General features: G+C 72.2%; 17 protein-coding genes. 14 read left to right on the top strand and 3 right to left on the bottom strand.

The genetic code is table 11. The features are described 5' to 3' along the window. Window positions 1-44 precede the first annotated feature (44 nt). The 3 genes from bla to KJK29_RS33220 all read left to right on the top strand — a co-directional run bounded on the left by bla (window position 45) and on the right by KJK29_RS33220 (window position 2,636). Complete coding sequence (bla, locus tag KJK29_RS33230) at window positions 45-944, top strand: class A beta-lactamase (RefSeq protein WP_215122856.1); 900 nt, start codon at window positions 45-47, stop codon at window positions 942-944. Window positions 945-953: 9 nt separating this feature from the next. Beyond that, complete coding sequence (locus KJK29_RS33225) at window positions 954-1,883, top strand: endonuclease/exonuclease/phosphatase family protein (protein ID WP_215122855.1); 930 nt, start codon at window positions 954-956, stop codon at window positions 1,881-1,883. Between the two features lie 78 nt (window positions 1,884-1,961). Continuing rightward, complete coding sequence (locus KJK29_RS33220) at window positions 1,962-2,636, top strand: class I SAM-dependent methyltransferase (protein ID WP_215122854.1); 675 nt, start codon at window positions 1,962-1,964, stop codon at window positions 2,634-2,636. A gap of 8 nt (window positions 2,637-2,644) precedes the next feature. Here the strand turns inward: KJK29_RS33220 and KJK29_RS33215 are convergent, their stop codons facing one another. Next, window positions 2,645-3,019, bottom strand: a complete 375-nt coding sequence (locus tag KJK29_RS33215) for a fic family toxin-antitoxin system, toxin component (RefSeq protein ID WP_193482191.1) — start codon at window positions 3,017-3,019, stop codon at window positions 2,645-2,647. A gap of 4 nt (window positions 3,020-3,023) precedes the next feature. Next, window positions 3,024-3,263, bottom strand: a complete 240-nt coding sequence (locus KJK29_RS33210; RefSeq protein ID WP_184599608.1) for a toxin-antitoxin system HicB family antitoxin — start codon at window positions 3,261-3,263, stop codon at window positions 3,024-3,026. A 136-nt stretch (window positions 3,264-3,399) separates the two neighbouring features. Between KJK29_RS33210 and KJK29_RS33205 the strand changes: the two genes are divergently transcribed. The 3 genes from KJK29_RS33205 to KJK29_RS33195 are packed head-to-tail and all read left to right on the top strand — an operon-like array spanning window position 3,400 to window position 7,756. Then, on the top strand, window positions 3,400-4,239 hold the full coding sequence (locus KJK29_RS33205) for an ABC transporter ATP-binding protein (protein ID WP_215122853.1): 840 nt from the start codon (window positions 3,400-3,402) through the stop codon (window positions 4,237-4,239). A 3-nt stretch (window positions 4,240-4,242) separates the two neighbouring features. Next, on the top strand, window positions 4,243-6,810 hold the full coding sequence (locus KJK29_RS33200) for an ABC transporter permease (RefSeq protein ID WP_215122852.1): 2,568 nt from the start codon (window positions 4,243-4,245) through the stop codon (window positions 6,808-6,810). A 46-nt stretch (window positions 6,811-6,856) separates the two neighbouring features. Next, on the top strand, window positions 6,857-7,756 hold the full coding sequence (locus KJK29_RS33195) for an LLM class F420-dependent oxidoreductase (RefSeq protein ID WP_215122851.1): 900 nt from the start codon (window positions 6,857-6,859) through the stop codon (window positions 7,754-7,756). Here KJK29_RS33195 and KJK29_RS33190 read toward each other — a convergent pair. Continuing rightward, window positions 7,753-8,316, bottom strand: a complete 564-nt coding sequence (locus KJK29_RS33190; RefSeq protein ID WP_215122850.1) for a dihydrofolate reductase family protein — start codon at window positions 8,314-8,316, stop codon at window positions 7,753-7,755. The genes KJK29_RS33195 and KJK29_RS33190 overlap by 4 nt on opposite strands. A 379-nt stretch (window positions 8,317-8,695) precedes the next feature. Here KJK29_RS33190 and KJK29_RS33185 point away from each other — a divergent pair, with 379 nt between their 5' ends. The 8 genes from KJK29_RS33185 (at window position 8,696) to KJK29_RS33150 (ending at window position 21,760) form a co-directional block, all read left to right on the top strand. Continuing rightward, a complete protein-coding gene (locus KJK29_RS33185; protein ID WP_215122849.1) occupies window positions 8,696-10,174 on the top strand; it encodes a sugar transferase in 1,479 nt (492 codons plus the stop codon). Between the two features lie 73 nt (window positions 10,175-10,247). Next, window positions 10,248-11,573 carry a nucleotide sugar dehydrogenase gene (locus tag KJK29_RS33180; protein ID WP_215122848.1) on the top strand — a complete coding sequence of 442 codons (1,326 nt, stop codon included), beginning with the start codon at window positions 10,248-10,250 and terminating at the stop codon, window positions 11,571-11,573. Beyond that, complete coding sequence (locus KJK29_RS33175) at window positions 11,563-12,828, top strand: glycosyltransferase family 4 protein (protein ID WP_215122847.1); 1,266 nt, start codon at window positions 11,563-11,565, stop codon at window positions 12,826-12,828. The genes KJK29_RS33180 and KJK29_RS33175 overlap by 11 nt, the downstream gene beginning before the upstream one ends. A 10-nt stretch (window positions 12,829-12,838) precedes the next feature. After that, the gene (locus tag KJK29_RS33170; RefSeq protein WP_215122846.1) at window positions 12,839-14,206 is read left to right on the top strand and encodes a Wzz/FepE/Etk N-terminal domain-containing protein; all 1,368 of its coding nucleotides are present in this window, start codon (window positions 12,839-12,841) and stop codon (window positions 14,204-14,206) included. After that, the gene (locus tag KJK29_RS33165; protein ID WP_215122845.1) at window positions 14,203-15,729 is read left to right on the top strand and encodes a Wzz/FepE/Etk N-terminal domain-containing protein; all 1,527 of its coding nucleotides are present in this window, start codon (window positions 14,203-14,205) and stop codon (window positions 15,727-15,729) included. The genes KJK29_RS33170 and KJK29_RS33165 overlap by 4 nt, the downstream gene beginning before the upstream one ends. Before the next feature lie 3 nt (window positions 15,730-15,732). Further along, on the top strand, window positions 15,733-17,649 hold the full coding sequence (gene asnB, locus KJK29_RS33160) for an asparagine synthase (glutamine-hydrolyzing) (protein WP_215122844.1): 1,917 nt from the start codon (window positions 15,733-15,735) through the stop codon (window positions 17,647-17,649). Next, window positions 17,646-19,817 (top strand): bi-domain-containing oxidoreductase, encoded by a 2,172-nt coding sequence (locus KJK29_RS33155; RefSeq protein ID WP_215122843.1) that lies wholly within the window; start codon window positions 17,646-17,648, stop codon window positions 19,815-19,817. The genes asnB and KJK29_RS33155 overlap by 4 nt, the downstream gene beginning before the upstream one ends. Further along, window positions 19,814-21,760: a heparinase II/III family protein gene (locus KJK29_RS33150; protein ID WP_215122842.1), complete on the top strand. Its 1,947-nt coding sequence runs from the start codon at window positions 19,814-19,816 to the stop codon at window positions 21,758-21,760. Before KJK29_RS33155 ends, KJK29_RS33150 begins: the two co-directional genes overlap by 4 nt.

Here is a 21,760-nt window from a genome sequence, read left to right as displayed (position 1 = left end):
TCGCGTGTTGGACTACGTACGTGATCACCTCTGGAGGGAACACCTTGCACGCGACACACGCACGCCTGTCCCGCCGCACGGCCCTCGCCGTGGGCACGGCCGCCGCTCTCTCGCTGGGCGGCGGCACGGCCCACGCGCTGCCCGCCACGGGCGGTGTCACCGCACGGCTGCGGGAGCTGGAGCAGAAGCACACCGCACGGCTGGGGGTGTACGCCCGCAATCTGCGCTCGGGCCGGACCGTGGCCTACCGGGCGGACGAGCGCTTCCCGATGGCCTCGGTGTTCAAGACGCTGGCCGCCGCTGCCGTCCTGCGGGACCTGGACCGCGACGGCGAGTTCCTGGCCAAGCGCGTCCACTACACGCAGGACTACGTCACGAAGTCGGGCTACTCCCCGATAACCAAGGAGAACGTCGCGACCGGCATGACCGTCGGTGAACTCTGCGACGCCACCATCCGCTTCAGCGACAACACCGCGGGCAATCTGCTGCTCGTGGAGCTGGGCGGGCCGAAGGCCGTCACGCGCTTCTGCCGCTCGATCGGTGACCGGGTCACCCGGCTGGACCGCTGGGAGCCCGAGCTCAACAGCGCGGAGCCATGGCGCGTGACCGACACGACCTCCCCGCGCGCCATCGGCCTGACCTACGCCCGTCTGGTGCTCGGCGACGCCCTGGAGTCCCGGGACCGCGCGCGGCTCACGGACTGGCTGCTGCGCAACACCACGAGCGGCGAGAAGTTCCGCAAGGCGCTGCCCGCGGACTGGCTGGTCGCCGACAAGACCGGCGGCGGACGCTACGGCGGCAACAACGACGTGGGCATCACCTGGCCGCCGGACGGTCCGCCGATCGTGATGTCCGTCCTGACCACCCAGCCGGAGGAGGACGCCCCGTCCGACAACCCGCTGGTGGCCGATGCCGCCGCGCTGCTGGCGTCGGAACTGGGCTAGGGAGCACGGGTGAGTGAGGGGCGGTCGTGGGACGCCTGGCTCGTCGCGGGCGCCGTCGGTGTCGCCGGCCTCCTGGCCCTGCACTCCGCCGTGCCGGGCGGGGTGGGACGGCTCGGAAGTCTCCTGGAGACGTTCCTGCCGTGGCTGGGCGTGGCCGTTCCTCTGCTCGGCTGCCTCGCCGCGCTCAAGCGGTCGAAGGCCGGGCTGCTCGCCTGCCTCGCGCCGATGGCCGTCTGGTTCTGGATGTTCGGCGGGCAGTGGTTCTCCTCGCCCCCGGAGTCCCACGACCTGACGGTGGTCCAGCACAACGTGGCCGATGACAACGCCGACCGCTCCGGAACCGCACGGGCGCTGCTCGCCACGGGTGCGCAGCTGGTGGCCGTCGAGGAACTGACGGCTGCCGCACGGCCCGCGTACCAGAAGGTCCTGGGCGCCTCCCGGCCGCACCGGGCGGTGCACGGCACGGTGGGTCTGTGGTCGGCCTGGCCCCTGTCGGACGTAAGACCCGTGGACATCCGGCCCGAGGGCTTCCCGGAGAGCTGGCAGCGCGGCCTGCGGGCCACGGTGTCCGCGCCCGGTGGAGAGGTCGCGGTGTATGTGGTCCATCTGCCGTCCGTCCGGCTGGGCCCGACGGGTCTGGCGTCGGCGGCCCGTGACGAGAGCGCGGCGCTGCTCGGGGCGCGGATCGCGGACGACCCGGCGGAGAGGCTCCTGCTGATGGGCGACCTCAACGGCACGGTGTGGGACCGGGGACTCGGACCGCTCACCTCCCAACTGGACGCCCCTTCCTCGAGGTTCGCGTTCAGTTGGCCGGCCGCCTTCCCGGTGGCGCGGATCGACCAGGTGCTGGGGAGAGGAGCCGAGGTGACGGAGGTGTCCGCTCTGGACGCGACCGGGAGTGACCACCTTCCGGTGCTGGGGCGGGTCCGTCTGGGCTAGTCGAGTCGGCGGCGGCAGGGGTGCGGCGGGGTCGCGCGGGGGACAATCCCGGTAGGTCCGCCTAGCAGGGAGGTCTCCATGCCGCTCCGCTCCGGCAAGGTGCCGCGGGATGCCGTGCACCATCCGCTGTTCGCCCGCTACTACGCCCGGATCAGCGTCGCCGCCGAGACCCGGATGGGTATGGGCAGGGTGCGCGGGAGACTGCTCGACGGGCTGTCCGGGCGGGTGCTCGAGATCGGCGCGGGCAACGGGCTGAACTTCGCGCACTACCCGGGCACCGTCTCGGAGGTCGTGGCCATCGAACCGGAGCGGCGGCTGCGGAAGCTGGCCGTGGAGGCCGCCCTGCGCGCCGAGGTGCCGGTGGACGTGGTGCCGGGGGCGGCCGAGGCGCTGCCGGTCAAGAGCGAGGGATTCGACGCGGCGGTGGTGTCGCTGGTGCTGTGCAGTGTGCGGGACGTGCCCCGGGCGCTCGGGGAGCTGCGGCGGGTGCTGCGGCCGGGTGGTGAGGTGCGGTTCTTCGAGCACGGCCGGGGCGGCGGCCGGGTGATGACCCTCAGCCAGCGCGCGCTGGACCGGACGGTGTGGCCGGTTCTGAACGGCGGCTGCCATCTGTCGCGGGAGCCGGTGCGGGCGCTGCGCGACGCCGGTTTCGAACTCGGCCCCTACCGGCGGGTGCTGATGCCGGAGCAGGGACCTGCGCTGCCCACCTCGTACTGCGTGCTGGGCACGGCATGGCGCCCGGTCGGCAGCTAGTCACACCGTCACAGGCTCCACTGCCGCAGCTCCTGCTCGATGTCCCGCAGGGACGCCTCACCGCTCTTGACCAGCTTGGCGAGGTCGCGGACCTGCTCGGGTGAGGTGACGACCTTGGCACCGCTGGCGACCAGGTACGCGTAGGCGACGGCGGAGGCGAACAGGGCGTTGGAGCGTTCCAGCGCGGGGACGTGGATCAGGAGCTGGAGCAGCGCGGCGGCGCGGGCGTGCGGGCTGTCGTAGACAGGGACGTCGAATATGGCGGCCTGGTGGCGTGCGACGGCGGCGACGAGGGCTCCCCAGTCGGTGACCTGGGGGTCTCCCGGGGTCTTGTGCTCGGCGAGCATCAGCAGCCAGGCGAGATCGATCTCGAGGTTGTTCAAGGGATCAGTGACGACCTTCGCGCGTGCCCTCGCGGTCGACGCCGAATTCGTCGGCGAAGACGGACTCGTACTGCTTCATGAAGTCGGCGGCGGCCTCCACGAAGGTGTGGCCCACCTCGCCGGTGTCCTGTCTGACCAGCTCCTCGATGTAGCGATTGACGCTCATGCCGCGGGCCAGGGCGCGTTCGCGGGCGGCTCGGGCGGTGCCCTCGTCGACTCGCACGTTCAGCTGGGTCTTCGCCATACCTAGACGCTAGCGCGGATCCGCTAGCACCGGCAAGGCCGGGACTCCGACTCGCGGAGGATACCGAGTGTGGGCCGCGTCACATTACCCTCGGGCAAGACGGCGAAGTCCGGACATCCACCCCGAGGAGGCGGCCTTGTCCACACCTGCTGCGGAGCACGCCCCAGGCCTCGCGTCGGCCGACGGGATCGCGGCCCGCGCCCGCGGTCTGACCAAGGCGTACGGCTCGGGCGAGACGGCCGTGCTCGCGCTGGACTCGGTGGACGTGGATGTCGCGCGGGGCCGGTTCACCGCGGTGATGGGGCCGTCGGGCTCCGGGAAGTCCACGCTGATGCACTGCCTGGCGGGGCTCGACACCGTCTCGGCCGGTCAGGTGTGGCTCGGCGACACGGAGATCACGGGGCTGAAGGAGCGCGAGCTGACGCGGCTGCGCCGGGACCGGATCGGGTTCATGTTCCAGTCGTTCAACCTCATCCCGACCCTGAACGCGCTGGAGAACATCACCCTGCCCATGGACATCGCGGGCCGGAAGCCCGACGAGTCGTGGCTGGACCAGGTCATCGACACCCTGGGGCTGCGGGACCGGCTCAAGCACCGGCCGTCGCAGCTCTCCGGGGGCCAGCAGCAGCGCGTGGCCTGTGCGCGGGCCCTGGCCTCGCGGCCCGAGCTGATCTTCGCGGACGAGCCGACCGGCAACCTCGACTCGCGCGCCGGTCTGGAGGTGCTCGGCTTTCTGCGCGAGGCGGTGGACCAGCTGGGCCAGACGGTCGTCATGGTCACCCACGACCCGGGCGCCGCCGCCCACTCGGACCTGGTGCTCTTCCTCGGGGACGGGCGGATCGTGGACGAGATGCCGCGGCCGACGGCGGAGGCCGTGCTGGAGCGGATGAAGAGGTTCGACACGATCCGCACCCGGTTCGAGGACACCCCGTCCGCCGCGAGGTCCGAGGACACGCCGTCCGCCGAGGAGAACTGACCCGTGCTCAAGGCGACCCTGAGAAGCTTCCTGGCGCACAAGGGGCGGCTGCTGCTCTCCGCGCTCGCCGTCCTGCTGTCCGTCGCCTTCGTCGCGGGCAGCCTGATCTTCTCGGACACGGTCAGCCGTACGTTCGACCGGCTGTTCGCCTCCACCGCCGCCGATGTCACGGTCAGCCCGAAGGAGGACCTCGACGAGGCCGTGCCCTCCGGCCGGACGGCCACCCTGCCGGCCGCGCTCGCCGCACGGGTGCGGCAGGTCGACGGGGTCGCGGCGGCGCGGGCCGAGGTGGACGTGGACGGCCTCACGGTCGCCGACGAGAAGAACGAGCCGGTGGGCCCGACCACGGGGGCTCCCACGCTCGGCACCGCCTGGAACCCGACCGAGCGCAGCCCGGTGGAGCTGACCTCGGGTCACGCCCCGCGCGGCCCCGCCGAGGCGCTGCTCGACTCGGAGACCGCCGGCCGCAAGGACGTGAAGATCGGTGACACCCTCACCGTGATCGCGCCGCCCGGGTCGTTCAAGGTCGAGGTCGTCGGCATCGTCACCTTCACCACCACCAACCCCGGCGCCGCCCTGGTCTTCTTCGACACCCGGACCGCGCAGACGAAACTGCTGGGCAGCCCGGGAGGCGCCACCAGTATCTCGGTCGACGCCGCCGACGGGGTCAGCGACGCACAGCTCAAGCAGCGCGTGTCCGCCGCGCTGGGCGCGCACACCTACGACTTCAGGACGGCCGGCGAGCAGGCCGAGTCGGACGTCGAGCAGCTCGGCGGATTCCTCGACGTCATCAAGTACGTGATGGTCGGGTTCGCCGGGATCGCCGTGCTGGTGGGTGTGTTCCTGATCGTCAACACCTTCTCCATGCTCATCGCCCAGCGCACCCGCGAGCTGGGGCTGCTGCGCGCGCTCGGCGCCGACCGGCGCCAGGTCCGCCGCTCGGTCCTCGTCGAGGCCCTGCTGCTCGGCCTCGTCGGCTCCACGCTGGGGCTCGCGGCGGGCATCGGGCTGGCGGCCGGGCTCATCGAGCTGATGGGTCTGCTCGGCATGAACATCGACGCCGGCGAGATGGTCATCGGCTGGGTGACGCCCGTGACGGCGTACGTCGTCGGACTCGGGGTCACCTTCGTCGCCGCGTACCTTCCGGCGCGGCGGGCCGCGGGGGTCTCGCCGATGGCCGCGCTCTCGGACGCCGAGGTCGCCGGGGTGGGCCGGCCGCTGCGGATGCGCGCGGTGGCGGGCGCGATCGTCGGGGCGGCCGGGGCGGCGGCGCTCGCGGGGTGCGCGGCGTCCGGACAGACCTCGTCGGCGGCGTCCCTGCTGGGGCTCGGTGTCGTGCTGACCTTGATCGCCACCGTGATCGCCGGTCCGCTGCTGGTGCGCCCGGTGATCCGGGTGCTCGGCGCGGCCTTCCCCGCGCTGTTCGGGTCGATCGGCCGGATGAGCCAGCGCAACGCCCTGCGCAATCCCCGCCGTACGGGGGCCACCGCGGCGGCCCTGATGGTGGGACTCGCCCTGGTGGGCGGGATGTCGGTGGCCAGCGCCTCGATGACCAAGTCGTTCGACCAGCAGATCGACAAGACGCTGGGCGCCGACTACGTCATCCAGAACACCAACTTCCTGCCGTTCCCGAAGGAGGTCACCGACGAGGTGCGCGGCACCGACGGCGTGGGCCTGGTGGTGCGGGGGCGGTTCACGCCGGTCGCGGTGCGGCTGCCGGACGGCGACCGGGTGGAGACGACCGCGGCGGGCTACGATCCGCGGCTCGACGAGGTCGCCAACATCACGTACGCGCAAGGGGACTCGGCGGCGGCGCTGGCGGACGGGCGCCTGGCCATGGACCGGGACTTCGCGCGCGACCACGGCGTGCGGGTGGGCAGCACCGTCCCGGTTCAGTTCCAGGGCGGACGCACGGCCGAGCTGAAGGTCGGGGCCCTCACCGACCAGGACTCCGCCGAAGGATTCGGCACCCAGGGCGGGCTCTACTTCGGGCTCGCCACCCTGGAACGGTACGCGCCGGGCGGGCAGGACTCCGCGCTGTACGTCAACGCCACCCCCGGCACGAGCGACGACGACCTGCGCGCGAACCTGGAACGGACCCTGGATCCGTACCCGCAGGTGCAGGTGCGGGACCTGGCCGACTACAAGCAGCTGGTGCACGACCAGATCGCCGTCCTGCTGTACTTGGTGTACGCGCTGCTGGGGCTGGCGATCATCATCGCGGTGCTCGGCGTGGTCAACACCCTCGCCCTGTCGGTCGTCGAACGCACCCGGGAGATCGGGCTGCTGCGGGCGATCGGGCTGGCCCGGCGTCAGCTCCGGCGGATGATCCGGCTGGAGTCGGTGGTGATCGCGGTGTTCGGGGCGGTCCTGGGGCTGGCGCTGGGGCTGGTGTGGGGTGTGTGCACGCAGCAGGTGCTGGCGCTCCAGGGCATGACGGCCCTGGCGATCCCGTGGGGGACGATCGTCGCGGTGGTGATCGGCTCGGCGGTGGTGGGCGTGGTGGCGGCGCTGCTGCCGGCGTTGCGTGCATCGCGCATGAATGTACTGGCGGCCATCGCGCACGAATGATGGAATCGCGGCAGTCACTCAAGTCCCTTCCCGGTGAGGAGAGTTCATGCCGCGCCCGTTCCGTTTCGGAATCAACATGCTCACGGCCGCCCCTGGCGAGGAGTGGCGCGCCAAGTGCCGCCGGGCCGAGGAGCTCGGCTACGACGTGATCCTCGTCCCCGACCATCTGGGCATGCCCGCGCCCTTCCCGGCGCTGGTGGCGGCGGCCGAGGCGACCGAGCGGCCGAGGCTCGGCACCTTCACGCTCAACGCCGGTTTCTGGAACCCGGCGCTGCTGGCCCGCGAGGTGGCGACGACGGACGCGCTGACGGGCGGGCGCCTGGAGCTCGGGATAGGCACCGGCTACGCACGGGACGAGCACGAGTCGGCCGGGCTGCCGTTCGGCTCGCCGGGCGAGCGGGTGGACCATCTGCGGCGCACCGTGGAGGAGTTGGAGCGGCTGCTGGCCTCCGAGGAACACCAGCCGCGGGCGGCGCAGCGCCCGCGGATACCGCTGCTGGTCGGCGGGAACGGCGACCGGATGCTGCGGCTGGCCGCCGAGCACGCCGACATAGCGGCGTTCACGGGTGCGCGCACGGCACCCGGCAGCACCACCGGGCAGTTGACGCCGATCAGCCCGGACGACCTCGAAGAGCGGGTGGCGCGGTATCTGAAGTTCGCGGAGGGCCGCGCGGAGCCGGCCGAGCTGAACCTGCTCGTGCAGGTGGTGATCGGCACCGAGGACCGCGAGGCCGCCATCCAGCCGTTGCTGGACCGCGTACCGGGTCTGACGGCCGATGAGGTCCTGGACCTTCCGGTGACCCTGGTCGGCACGACGGACGAGATCACCGCCCAGGTCCTGGCCCGGCGCGAGCGCTACGGCTTCACGTATCTGACCGTCCTGGAGCCGTACATGGAGGCGTTCGCGCCGGTCATCGCGCGGTTGCGAGAGGGTGGAGCCGGCTAGCGCGTCACGCGGTGGCGGAGGTAGACGACGTTCGAGCTGTAGGTGCGGGTCTCCACGAGTTCGAGATCCACCCGGCGCTCGTTCCGGGGAAAGAAGGAGATGCCGCCGCCGACCAGCACCGGGTAGACCATGGCCCGGTACTCGTCGATCAGGCCCGACGCGGCGGCCTCGGCGGCGAGCGTCGCGCCGCCGATCGCGATCTCGCCCTCCCCCGGCTCGGCCCGCAGCCGCTCGATCTCCTCCGCCACGCCGCCGGAGGCCAGGCGGGCATGCCCCTCCACCGTCGACAGGGTGGTGGAGAAGACCACCTTGGGGAGCGGGTTCCAGAGCGCTGCCCATTCGCGCCCCGCGTCGTCGAGCGCGGGATCCTGCTCGGCGGTCTCCCAGTAGAGCATCGTCTCGTACAGCCGCCGCCCCATCAGGTGGACGCCGACGTCCCGGATCTCGTCGATCCAGAAGCGGAAGACGTCCTCGCCGGGCACGCTCCAGTCGAAGCCGCCGTCCGGCCCGACGATGTAGCCGTCGAGAGAGACGTTCATCGAATAGGTCACGCTGCGCATCAGCAGTCCTCCTCGGCATCGGGTTCGACCGGCGGCCGCCGATCGATGTATCCACCCTCAAAGCTTGAACACAAATTGCACACACCCTCTCTCCATACTGGCCCCGATGGTCTAGATTGACCGTGCTTCAGCTGTTCGGGCACGAGGCGACCCTTAATGATCAATAGGTCCAACGCTGTACCAAGCCGGTGGGACGGGCGAATCCGCTGCCGCCGGGGCGGGCTGTTCAGGCAGCCCTGCGAGCGCTGGAATGTCATGCGCACGACGAGGGAGGCGGGGGCCTCCCCGGGGGAGAACGGCGCGGGAGGCGGGGGCCTCCCGGAGGGGGAGGAACAGTGTCGGGCGAGCACGTCGAGCCACTGGGGACCTGGGGGGTTCTGTGCGGCAAGGGGGATTAGCCAGCCCGTATCCGTCAGCACGCGGGCGTCTGGCGGACGGGGCGATCGATCAGCCCGCGATCGACTGGGAGCAGCGGTACCGCCGTACCGTGATCACCACCGATACCGTGGCCACCGCCTTCGTGGTGGCGGCGATCGGCAACTTCTTCGGGGCGCGGGACGCGGCCAACTGGCACGAGAAGTGGGGAATCCTCGCCTTCGGCACCGAGCTGCTGGTGCTGGGGGCGCTCGCGGTGGGCCGGGCGTGGGCGCCGGCCGTACTCGGCCAGGGCGCTGAGGAATTCCGCCGGCTCGGACGCTCGCTGTTCGCGGCGACCGTCGTACTGGCCCTCGGCGGTATCGCCCTCACCTCGCGCAACATCAAGCTCTGGATCTTCGTCGCGATCCCCGCGATCGCGCTCGTCACCATGACCGCGCGGTATCTGCTGCGCCTCTGGCTGCACAAGCAGCGTAAAGAGGGCCGCTGTCTGAGACCGGTGCTCGCCGCCGGGAGCCCGGCCACCGTGCACGACCTGATCACCCGGACCCGCAAGTTCCCGCACCTCGGCTGGCGGGTGGACGCGGTGTGCACGACGGACGGGCTCGGGCCGGACGGCGATCAGCTCGACGGAGTGCCGGTCGTCGGCCGGCTGACGGACGTCGCGGGCCATGTCAGCCGCGACGGCTACCGGGTCGTCGCGGTCACCCCGGACCCGCATTGGTCACCGGACCGGCTGCAGCGGCTGGCCTGGAACCTCGAGGGCAGCGACGCCGAGATGGTCGTGGCCCCCGTGCTGATGGAGGTGGCCGGCCCGCGACTGCACGTCGACGCGGTGCTCGGGATCCCGTTGCTGCGGGTCAGCATGCCGGCCTTCACCGGCGGCCGCCGGGCGGTCAAGGGGGTCGTCGACCGGATAGGCGCAACGTTTCTGCTGATGTTGTTCGCGCCGCTGATGGCGTGCGTCGCGCTGCTCGTGCTGATGGACAGCCGGGGCGGGGCGTTCTACCGCCAGCGCCGGGTCGGCAAGGACGGCCGCGAGTTCACCATCCTCAAGTTCCGCACCATGGTCGCGGGGGCGCACGGCGCCCGTGCCGAACTGGCCGAACGCAACGAGGGCGCGGGCCTGCTGTTCAAGCTCCGCCGGGATCCGCGGGTGACCCGGGTGGGGGCGGTGCTGCGCCGGTACTCGCTCGACGAGCTGCCGCAGCTGTTCAACGTGCTCACCGGATCGATGTCGCTCGTCGGCCCGCGGCCTCCGCTGCCGGAGGAGTCCGCGGCGTACGGGCCGGACATCAGGCGGCGGCTGCTGGTCAAGCCCGGGCTCACCGGCCTGTGGCAGATCAGCGGACGCAGCGACCTGTCGTGGGACGAGGCGGTCCGGCTGGACCTGCGCTACGTGGAGGACTGGTCGCTCGCGCTGGACACAGTGATCTTGTGGAAGACGCTGCGTGCGGTGCTGCACGGGCAGGGGGCGTACTGATGCGCGGGGGCCGTCAATGGGCCGGCGCGCGGATCGCAGGCCGTCGGGGCCTGCCTGGGGGGAGGAACGCGTCATGAGAGTCAGCGTTTTCGGGCTCGGCTACGTGGGCTGTGTGTCGGCCGCGTGCCTGGCCAGCATGGGCCACGAGGTCATCGGGGTGGACGTGAACCAGGTGAAGGTCGACCTGGTCAACGACGGCAAGGCCCCGGTGGTCGAGGAGCGGATCGGCGAACTCATCGCCGAGGTCGTGCGGACCGGGGCGTTACGCGCCACCGGCGACGTCCGCGAAGCGATCATGGACAGTGAGGTGTCGCTGGTCTGTGTGGGCACGCCGTCGGAGCCCAACGGCAGTCTGTGCACCACGTACTTGGAGCGGGTCACCGAGGAGATCGGGGCCGCTCTGGCCGAGCGGGCCGAGCAGGGGGTCCGGCACACCGTCGTGTTCCGCAGCACCATGCTCCCGGGCACCTGCCTGAACCTGCTGGTGCCGATCCTGGAGAAGTCCGTCGGCGGCACCGCCGGGGTGGACATCGGGGTCGCCGTCAACCCGGAGTTCCTGCGCGAGGGCACCAGCGTGCGGGACTTCTTCGACCCTCCCAAGACCGTCATCGGCGAACTGGACCCGGCGAGCGGCGACGCCGTGACGGCGCTGTACGAGGGCCTGCCCGGTGAGGTGTTCCGGGTGCCGGTCCCGGCGGCCGAGGCGATCAAGTACGCGGACAACGCGTTCCACGGCCTCAAGATCGGCTTCGCGAACGAACTGGGCGCGGTGTGCCAGGCGCTCGGGGTGGACTCGCACCAGGTGATGGACGTGTTCCTGGCCGACCGCAAGCTGAACATCAGCCCCGCCTATCTGCGCCCCGGCTTCGCCTTCGGCGGCTCCTGCCTGCCCAAGGACCTGCGCAGCCTGGTCCACGCGGCGCAGCGGGCCGATGTCTCGGTGCCCATCCTCGCCCACGTCCTGCCCTCCAACTCCGACCATCTGCAGCGCGCGGTGGACCTGGTGGAGCGCACCGGCAAACGCCGGGTGGGCCTGTTCGGGCTGTCCTTCAAACCCGGGACCGACGACCTCCGCGAGAGCCCGCTCGTCGAGCTGGCGGAGAGGCTCTTCGGCAAGGGGTACGACCTGAAGATCTACGACGCCAATGTGAGCCTGTCCCGGCTGATCGGCGCCAACCGCGAGTACATCGAGACCCGGCTGCCGCACCTCGCGCAGTTGCTCGCGGACTCCGTCGACGAGGTGCTGGAGCACGCCGAGGTGTGCCTCGTCGGGAGCAGCGATCCGGCCGTGATCTCGGCGCTGCCCCATGGTGACGGCCCGGTGATCGTCGACCTCATCCGCCTTCCCGACGCCGAGGCGCGCCGGGCCGAACCGGGGTACGTGGGCCTTGCTTGGTGACACATCGTTCAGTGAAACGGCCGGCGGCGACGGGACGAACCGGCGCGCGCTGGTCCTGGTGGAGAACCTGTCGGTGCCGTTCGACCGGCGCGTGTGGCAGGAGTGCACGACGCTGCGCGACGCGGGCTGGGAGGTGCACGTCATCTGCCCCCGGGGGAGCAAGCGGGACACGGAGCCGGAGGCGGTGATCGACGGGGTGCGGATCCATCGCTACCCGTTGCGCGCGGCCACCGGCGGACCGGCCGGCTATCTGCGGGAGTACGGAACGGCCCTGTGGCACACGCTCCGGCTGGCCCGGAAGGTCGGCCCGGTCGACGTCGTCCACGCCTGCAACCCGCCCGACCTGCTGTTCCTGCCGGCCCTGTGGATGAAGAGGCGCGGCGCGCGGTTCGTCTTCGACCAGCACGACCTGGTGCCCGAGCTGTATCTCTCCCGGTTCGACCGCGGCGAGGATCTGCTCTATCGCGGCGTGTGCGCGCTGGAGCGGCTGACGTACCGGGCCGCGGACATCGTGCTCGCCACGAACGAGAGCTATCGGGACGTCGCGGTGCGCCGGGGCGGAAAGCGGCCGGAGGACGTCTTCGTGGTGCGCAGCGCGCCCGCGACGGACCGTTTCCGACCGGTACCGCCGGAGCCGGAGTTGAAGCGGGGCAAGCCCCATCTGCTGTGCTACCTCGGCGTCATGGGCCCTCAGGACGGCGTGGACTACGCCTTGCGGGCCCTGGCGAAGCTGCGCGACGACGTCGGGCGGACCGACTGGCACGCGGTGTTCGTCGGGGCCGGGGACGCCTTCGACGCGATGGTGGAGCTGTCGCGGCGGCTCGGGCTCGCCGAGCAGGTGGAGTTCACCGGGCGCATTCCGGACGCCGACCTGGTGCGCTACCTGTCCACCGCCGATGTGTGCCTCTCCCCCGACCCACGCAATCCGCTCAACGACGTGTCGACCATGAACAAGGTCCTGGAGTACATGGCGATGGGCCGGCCCCTCGTCTCGTTCGACCTCCGGGAGGCGCGCGTCTCCGCCGGTGACGCGGCCGTCTACGCGCCCGCGAACGACGAGGCGGAGTTCGCCCGGCTCATCGCGCTGCTGCTGGACGACCCGGAGCAGCGGGCCCGGATGGGCAAGATCGGCCAGGAGCGGATCAGCGGGCCGCTCTCCTGGCGGAACTCGCAGGCGTCGCTGCTCGCCGCCTACGCCGCTGCCTGCCGTGACCACGCTCCGGTGTCGCGGACGACCCGTAACAGGCAGGGATGAGGCAGCACAGTTGAACGATGAAACGATACGCCTGGTCACGATCGGGCGGATTATCCGTCGGCGTGCGCGGCTTCTGCTCTTCCTCGCCGTGCTGGGCGCGCTCGTCGGCTTGGGCACCTCCCTGCTGTTTCCCCCGCGCTATACGACGTCGGCATCCGTGCTGCTGCCGGGCGCGTGGGAGGAGCGCGAGCTGCTGACTCAGGCACAGATCGCCAGCAGTTCGGTGGTGGTCGACCGTGCGGCCGCCGCACTCGGCTGGGACGGGGTCGACGGCGGCGAACTGCGGGACCGGGTGAGCGCCGAGGCCGCCGACGGGAACATCATCGAGATCTCGGGCACGGCCGACACCCCGCAGCGCGCGCAGCGGCTCTCCGACCAGGTGGCCCAGCAGTTCGTCGCCTTCGCCGCGCGGATCGCGGGCGAGGACACCGACTCCGAGGCGGCGGCGCGGCCCGAGGCGCTGCGGCAGCTGGTGGTGCAGACCAGCCGTCGTATCACCGAGCTGGCCGACGCGGCCGATCCGGGGCGGACCGTGGAGAGCGTGCAGACCCGCACCGAGCTGGCGAAGCTGCGCACCACGCTGCAGGAGGCCATGAAGAAGCTGGACGAGGCCGACCCGGCCGCCGGCAAGGCCAACATGGTCGTCATGGGGCCCGCGGCCCGGCCGGACGGCGAGGCACCGCCGACGAGGACGCAGCTCGTCGTCGGCGGAGCGCTGCTGTTCTTCCTGCTCGCGGTCATCGGCCATCTCACCGCCGCGCGGATGAGCAGCCGGCTGCGCGGCGAACCGGAGATCGCCGCGGCGCTGGGTTCGGCGCCGCTGGGCACCGTCGACGTTCCCGCCGAACCGCCCGCGCACCGGCCCGAGGACGACGGCCCGCGGGCCCGGATCCGCCGGCTGCTGGGCGTCGACGTCCGGTGGGACCTGCCGAGTCCGCAGACGTCCGGCGACGAGGCCGGGATGCGGCTCCGCTACCGGCGGGTGTGCGCCCGCCTGCGCGAGCGAGTCCCGTCTCCTCGAGAGCTGTTGGTCGTCGTCCCGGACGGCGACGAGACCGCCCACCGGGCCGCCGGGCAGCTCGTCGCCGAGGCCGAGGGCGATCCGCGGCTGCGGGTGGTGCGGGTCTCGGTGTCCCAGCCGGTGGTGCCCGACCGCGGCCACGAGTCCGGGGCCCTGGTCGTGCTCAGCGCGGGCAGCCGGACCGCCGGAGAGCTGTCGGGCATCGCCGAGGCGTGTGCGGACGCCCGGCACGAGGTCGTCGGCATCGTCCTGGTCGGCACGGTCCGGGCCCGGCCGGCGCGATCCGCCGGACGTCCCCGGGATACCGCCGCACCCGCGCTCGCGGTCGGCGACGGCACGGCGGGAGGTTCGGTGTGACGACGACCAGTACGACATCGGAGCCGTCGGCCCCCGCTCCGCTGCTGGACCTGCAGGCACTGGTCGTGGCGGTGCGCAGGCGGCGCCGCCTCTGGGGCTCCCTGGCGCTGCTGGGGCTGCTCGTCGGCGCGGCGGTGGCGATCCTGCTGCCGCCACCGCCGACCGCGATGACCAAGGTGCTGGTCGCGCATCAGGAGGACCAGCCGAACGACCCCGGCACGCTGATCCGCACCGACGTGGAGCTGCTGCGCACCACGCGGATCGCCGACAAGGCACTGCGCTCCCTCGGGTCCCCGGAGAAACCGGAGGACTTCATGCGGGACTACGAGGGTGTCGGCCTGACCAACAACCTGCTGCAGATCAACGCGACGGGTGACAGCGACGCGGAGGCGGTGGCCCGTGCCGAGGCGCTGGCCGAGGCGTTCGTCGCCGACCATGTGAAGCGGATACAGGAAGCCGCGAACGCCGAGGCCAAGACCCTGCTCGACCAGCGTGACCGGATGCGGGACGAACTCGCCCAGGTCAACAAGGCGATCGGGGACGGACCGCCGCAGAGCGACCCGCAGGCGTCGGCGGACATGGAGTCGCTCTTCGCCCGCCGGGCCGAACTGACCTCGCGGATCACCGACTTCGGCCAGCGCGCCGCGGAGGCGCGCATCGGCACGCCCCAGCTGGTCGCCGGCACGCAGATCGTGGACGCCCCGCACGCGGTGCGCCACTCGCTGCCCAGGACCGCCGCCACCGACGCCGCGATCGGACTGGTCCTCGGGCTCGTCCTCGGGCTCGCGGTGGCCGCGGTCGGCACGGTGGTGGCGGACCGCCCCGTGCTGCGCCGTGACATCGCGGCGAACCTCGGCGCCTCGGTCATCGCGGAGTTGCCCCGTACGGCGCGGGCCAGGTTGTGGCGGCGCCGACGGACCCGGGCGACCCGCGCACGGCTCACCACGACCCTGGCCCGGGCCGTGCGCGGCTCCGCGGAACCGCTGTCCTTGCTGGAACTGGGCTGTGCGCGCGGCACGAGCGCGATCGCCCTCGACCTCGCCGGGGCACTGGCGGCACAGGGGCCGGTGGCCGTCGTCGACGGTCTGCCCGGCCGGCAGCTCTCGGGCCGCCGCCCGAAACCGGGAGACCCGACCGTGATCAGCGGCGAGGAGGCGACGGCCGGGTCACCTCGGGAACTCCGGCTCGGCGTCGGCTCGGTGACACCCGGCACGGCGTGGACCGACCTCCGGTACCTCGGCACACGGACCGTGCTCGTCGTCCGCGCCGGGCACGGCAGCGCGGCGTGGCTGCACACCGTGGCGCGGCAGCTCGCGGACCAGCGCATCTCGGTGCTCGGCGTGGTGCTGATCGACCCCGATCCGCGTGACCGGACCGACGGCACCCTGTGGGACGGCCCGCACCCGGCGCCGCGCGGCCCCGACGAGATGCCCGCCCGGCAGAACGGGACAGCCCGGCGGCGGACGGAGCGGCTGCCGATCCGGGCGGCGGGCGTCCCGGACAGCGACCAGGAGGGACGGTAGGACATGTGTGGCATCGCAGGCATATACCGATGGCCGGACGGGAAGATCGTGGCCGACCGGCTCACCGACACCCTCGCCCACCGCGGTCCGGACGGGGCGGGCCGCTACAGCCACCCCGCCGGCGACGGCGAGGTGCACCTCGGGCACCGTCGCCTCGCCATCATCGACCTGTCGGAGACCGGCGCCCAGCCGATGGTCTCGGACGGCCTCGTCCTGACGTACAACGGCGAGCTGTACAACGCGCCCGAGCTGCGTGCCGAACTGACCGCCGCCGGGGTGCGCTTCCGCGGGACCTCCGACACCGAGGTGCTGCTCGAGGCCTGGCGGCGCTGGGGCACGGACTGTCTGCCCCGGCTGCGCGGCATGTTCGCGTTCGGGATCTTCGACGAGCGGACCGGTGAACTGGTCCTCGCGCGCGACCAGTTGGGCATCAAGCCGCTGTTCCTGCTCCGGCGCGGCGCGGGGCTGGTGTTCGCCTCCGAGCTCAAGGCGCTCGCCGCCGCCACCGGCGGATCGCTGGAGGTGGACCACGCGGCGCTGGTGGCCTCGCTCCTCTACTACTGGGTGCCGGACTCACGGTGCGCGTTCCGTGAGGCGGAGAAGCTGCCGCCGGGGAGCTGGCTCAGGTGCCGGCCCGACGGGCGGGTGGAGCGCGGCCGGTACTGGAACCTGAAGGACGTCGCCGCCGAGGGGCGGGAGCGGGCCCGCGGCGGCGAGCTGCCGGACCTGGCGGCCATCGTCGAGGAGTCGACGCGGCGGCACATGCTCTCGGACGTGCCCGTGGCGACCTTCCTCTCCGGCGGACTGGACTCCAGCTATCTGACCGCGCTGGCGGCCCGCGAGCAACCGGGGATCTCCGCTTACACGATCGGATTCCGCGCCGAGGACGCGAAGTTCGAGGCGATGCCCGACGATCTGCGCTACGCCCGGCAGGTGGCCGAGCGGTTCGGCGTCGACCTGCGGGAGATCGAGATCGCCCCGGACGTGCTCGATCTGCTGCCGCGGATGACGTACAGCCTGGACGAGCCGATCGGCGACCCAGCCGCCATCAACACGTATCTGATCTGCCAGGCCGCCCGGGAGGCCGGGGTCAAGGTGATGCTCTCGGGGATGGGCGCCGACGAGCTGTTCGCCGGGTATCGCAAGCATCTGGCCAACGTGCTCGCCCTGCGCTATCAGCGGGTTCCGCGACCTGTGCGGCGCGGGGTGTACGCAGCCGTGGACCGGCTGCCGGTCGCCACCAGCCGCAGGGGGCTGCGTTCTGTGCGGTTCGCGAAGCGATTCCTGTCCTTCGCCGATCTGCCGGAGGAGGCCGCGTTCCGGCGCAGCTACACGATGTACGACCAGGACGAGCTGCTCGGCCTGATCAACCCGGATCTCGCCGGCACGGTCGACGACGTGCTCACCGAGCACCGGGACGTCTACGAGGACAACCACCTCGACGACTTCGTGAACCGCATGTGCCTGGGCGACGCCCGGATGTTCCTGCCAGGCCTGAACCTCGCCTACACCGACCGCTCCAGCATGGCCGCGTCGACCGAGGTGCGGGTGCCGTATGTGGACGTCGAGGTGGTGAAGGCCGCCTTCGCCTTTCCCGGCCATCGCAAGATCGTCGGCCGGCAGGGCAAGGCCGTGCTGAAGGAGGCGGCCACCTCGATCCTTCCCACGGAGATCGTCTACCGGCCCAAGGGCCTGTTCAGCGCCCCGCTGCGGGCCTGGATGAGCCGGGATCTCGCGCCGCTGGTGCGCGAGGTGATCAACGACGGCGAGCTCGTCCGCTCCGGGTTCCTGCGCCGGGACGCGCTGCGGCGGATGGTCGCCGAGGACGCCGCCGGGCAGCAGGACTTCTCCAAGCATCTATGGCATGTGCTGACCCTCGAGTACTGGTACCGCGGCGCGACTTCTGGGGAGTTTGAGTGAAGCAGGTCGTACAGAACTACAAGAGCGGCGAGCTGGCGGTGCTGGACGTGCCGGTGCCGGGGTGCAAGCCGGGGGGTGTGCTGGTCCGCACCGCCTGGTCGCTGATCTCCACGGGGACCGAGATGATGAAGGTCTCCGAGGCCGGGATGTCGATGCTCGGCAAGGCCCGCTCCCGGCCGGACCAGGTGGCCAAGGTCATGCAGAGCGTGGCCACCAACGGGGTGCCCGCCACCTACCGCAAGGTGATGGGCAAGCTGGACTCCTACACGCCGCTCGGCTACTCGCTGTGCGGGGTGGTCGAGCAGGTCGGCGCCGGGGTCGACGATGTGAAGGCCGGCGACCTCGTGGCCTGCGCCGGCAACGAGCACGCGCTGCACGCCGAGTTGAACTGGGTGCCGAAGAACCTCTATGTCCCGGTGCCGGACGGCCTCGCGCCGCGGCACGCGGCCTTCGGCACCGTCGGGTCGATCGCGATGCAGGGCGTCCGCCAGGGCGAGCCGCAGCTCGGCGAGGTGGCCCTGGTCATCGGCCTCGGGCTGATCGGGCAGCTGGTGGTGCAGCTCCTCACCGCCTCGGGGGTGCGGGTGGTCGGCGTCGACCCCGACCCGGTGCGCTGCGAACTCGCCGAGCGCCTGGGCGCGGCGGCCTGCGGCGACCCCGAGTCGGCGGCCGTGGAAGCCGCCGTCGCCGAACTCACCGACGGTCACGGCGTGGACCAGGTATATCTGGCCGCCGGCGGCGGCAGTAACCAGCCCGTCGAGCTGGCCGCCCAGCTCTGCCGGGACCGCGGCCGGGTCGTCGACATCGGCAAGTGCCGCCTGGACCTGCCGTGGAACGCGTACTACGAGAAGGAGCTCGACGTCCGGTTCTCCCGCAGTTACGGCCCCGGCCGCTACGACCCGGAGTACGAGCTGGAGGGCCGGGACTACCCGATCGGCTATGTGCGCTGGACCGAGCGCCGCAATCTGGCGTGCTTCCTCGATCTCGCCGCCCGCGGCAGGGTCGACGTGGAGCCCCTGGTCTCCCACGTCGCCGACTTCGATGACGCCGTCGAGACGTACCAGCGTCTGAAGGACGGCGAGTTGAAGGCCGTGGCCGTGCTGTTCCGGTATCCCGAACAGGCGGTGGAAGCCGAGGCTCCGGTGGTGGCCGTTCCTTCGGTGACCGTGAAGCGGAGTCCGGCCCGTGCATCCAGGACGCCGGTGCGCCTGGCGTTCGTCGGCGCGGGGAACTACGCGACGTCGATGCTGCTGCCGCATCTGGCCGGGCGCGACGGCGTGGAGTTGTCCACGGTCGTCACGACGACCGCGCTGTCCGGGGCCAACGCGCAGCGGAAGTTCGGCTTCGCCGAGGCGACCACCGATCTCGACGCGGTGCTCGGCGACACGTCGATCGACGCGGTGTTCGTGGTCACCCGGCACAGCTCGCACGCCGAGCTGACCCGGAGGGCGCTGCTGGCCGGCAAGGCCGTGTTCGTGGAGAAGCCCCTGGCGCTCACCGAGGACGAACTGGCCGGTGTGCTCGCCGCGGTGGAGGAGTCGGGCAACGACCGGCTGCAGGTGGGCTTCAACCGCCGGTTCGCGCCGCTGCTGCAGGAGGCCACGTCGCGGTTCGGTGCCCGGACCGGCCCGGCGAGCCTGCGCTACCTGGTCAACGCGGGCCGGCTGCAGCACGGCAGCTGGTATCTCCGACAGGGCACGGAGGGCTCGCGGTTCGAGGGCGAGGGCGGGCACTTCATCGACACGGCGAGCTGGCTGCTCGGGGCCGACCCGGTCTCGGTGTACGCCCTCGCCACGCCCGGCAACGACGATCTGCAGGTCGTGCTGCGCTATCCGGACGGGTCCACCGCCACCATCAGCTACGTCACCACCGGCGCACCGGGCTTCCCCAAGGAGACGCTGGACCTCGTCGCGGACGGCAAGGTGCTGCGGCTCGACGACTTCGTCCGTGCCTCGGTCCACGGCCCCGAGCGGTGGGTCAGTTCGCGGCTGCCCAAGGCCCGGGACAAGGGGCAGAACGCCGAGCTGGCCGCGTTCGTCAGGGCCGTGCGGACCGGCGGGCCGATGCCGGTGCCGCTCGAGTCACTGGTCGCCACCACGTCGGCCACTCTCGCCGTGCGGGCCGGTCTGGCCGGCGGCGCGCCGGTGACGTTGGCGAGGACGCGATGACCATGACCGCGGGCTGGTACTTACGGCGGCTGTCCCGGATGGGACCGCGGGAGGTCGGCGGCCGGGCGGCCGACGTGGTGCGCAGACGGCTGTGGCGGTCGGCGCGGCCGGACTGCCCGAGCGTGACCGGCGCCCGCTTCACGGCCCGCCTGCCCGCCGGGACGATCGACTCGGTGCCGCCGGACGCCGCGAAGCGTCTCGTCGCCGAGGCGGACCTGCTGATGGCCGGGCACGCCACGTACTTCGGGGTGGACCGCGACGACCTGGCCGACCCGGACTGGTGCCACGACCCGAAGACCGGGCGCCGGGCGCCGGGGGGCTACGCCTTCGACGTGCCGTACCGCAGCGAGGACGCGGTCGGGGACATCAAGCAGATCTGGGAGCCGTCCCGGCACCAGTACCTCACCGTGCTCGCCGCGGCCTACGCGATCACCGGGGACGAGCGGTACGCCGAGCGCGTGGCCGCGCATCTGCGGTCGTGGTGGACGGCCAACCCGCCGCTGCGGGGCGTGCACTGGATCAGCGGCATCGAGCTGGGCATCCGGCTGCTGTCCTGGGTGTGGATCCGCCGGCTGCTCGACGGCTGGCAGGGCGCGGCCGGGCTGTTCGAGAACAACCCGGTGGCGCTGAACCAGATCTGGCACCACCAGCGCTGGCTGGCCGCCTTCCCCAGCCGGGGCTCCTCGGCGAACAACCACGTCATCGCCGAGACCGCCGGGCAGTTCGCGGCGGCGTGCGCGTTCGGCTGGTTCCCCTCCTCGGCGCGCTGGCGGGCCGAGGCGCTGCGGTCGCTGGAGCGGCAGTTGCGCGGCAACACCTTCCGTTCCGGCCTCAATCGCGAGCTGGCCACCGAGTATCACGGACTGGTGCTGGAGCTCGGCCTGGCCGCGCTGGCCGAGGCGGATGCCGCGCGCGTTCCGGTCCCCGCGACGATCCGGCTGGTGCTGCTGCGGATGACCGACGCGCTCGCGGCCGTCGTGGACAACCGGCTGCGGCCGCCGCGCCAGGGGGACGCGGACGACGGGCACGGGCTGGTCGTGGACGGCTCGGGCACCGACCGCTGGGGGTCGCTGCTGGCCACCGGGGACGCCGTGTTCGGGCGGCTCGCCTGGTGGCCGGAGGTGACCGGCACCGATGTGCGCACCCCGCTCCTGGCCGCGCTCATCGAGCCGTACACGACGAAGGTGACCGCCCGTCCGGCGAGCCGGCCGGCTCATTTCGCCGACGCGGGCATGACCGTCCTGCGCGGCCCCGGGGAGATCTGGTGCCGCTGCGACGGCGGTCCGCACGGGTTCCTGTCCATCGCCGCGCACGCTCACGCGGACGCGCTGTCCCTGGAGGTCCGGCTCGACGGGGTCGACGTGCTCGCCGATCCGGGGACGTACTGCTACCACGGGCAGCCCGAGTGGCGGCGGTACTTCCGGTCGACCCTCGGCCACAACACCCTGGAACTGGACGGCGGTGACCAGTCCGTCTCCGGCGGGCCGTTCCTGTGGACCCGGCAGGCCCGCAGCCGTGTCCTGGTCGTGGACACAGCCGATGAGGGCGTGGCCCGCTGGAGCGCCGAGCACGACGGCTACCAGGGCTCCGTGCACCGCCGCCGGGTGGAACTGACGGCCGAGAGCCGGGAGTTGAGGGTGGTCGACGAGGTGCGCGGCCCGGGCCGGGCCGTGCGTCTGGCGTTCCACCTCGGCCCGGCGATCGTCGTGGACCTGGTGGGGAACCGGGCCGTGCTCACCTGGACCCGGGACGGCGAGGACCGCTCCGCGACGCTGGACCTGCCCGGGCGGCTGTCCTGGCGGGCGCATCGCGGCGAGACCGACCCGCCGCTCGGCTGGTACTCCGCCGGCTTCGGGCGCAAGGAGCCTTCCACCACGCTGGTCGGCTCCGGTTTCGCCGACGGCGGGCAGGGGTTCACCACCGTCCTCACGTTCCACGGCTAG

This window comes from Streptomyces koelreuteriae, assembly GCF_018604545.1.
Lineage (GTDB): Bacteria > Actinomycetota > Actinomycetes > Streptomycetales > Streptomycetaceae > Streptomyces > Streptomyces koelreuteriae.
The sequence above is the reverse complement of the archived record's forward strand: the minus strand, read 5'-3'. Positions and strand labels throughout refer to the sequence as shown.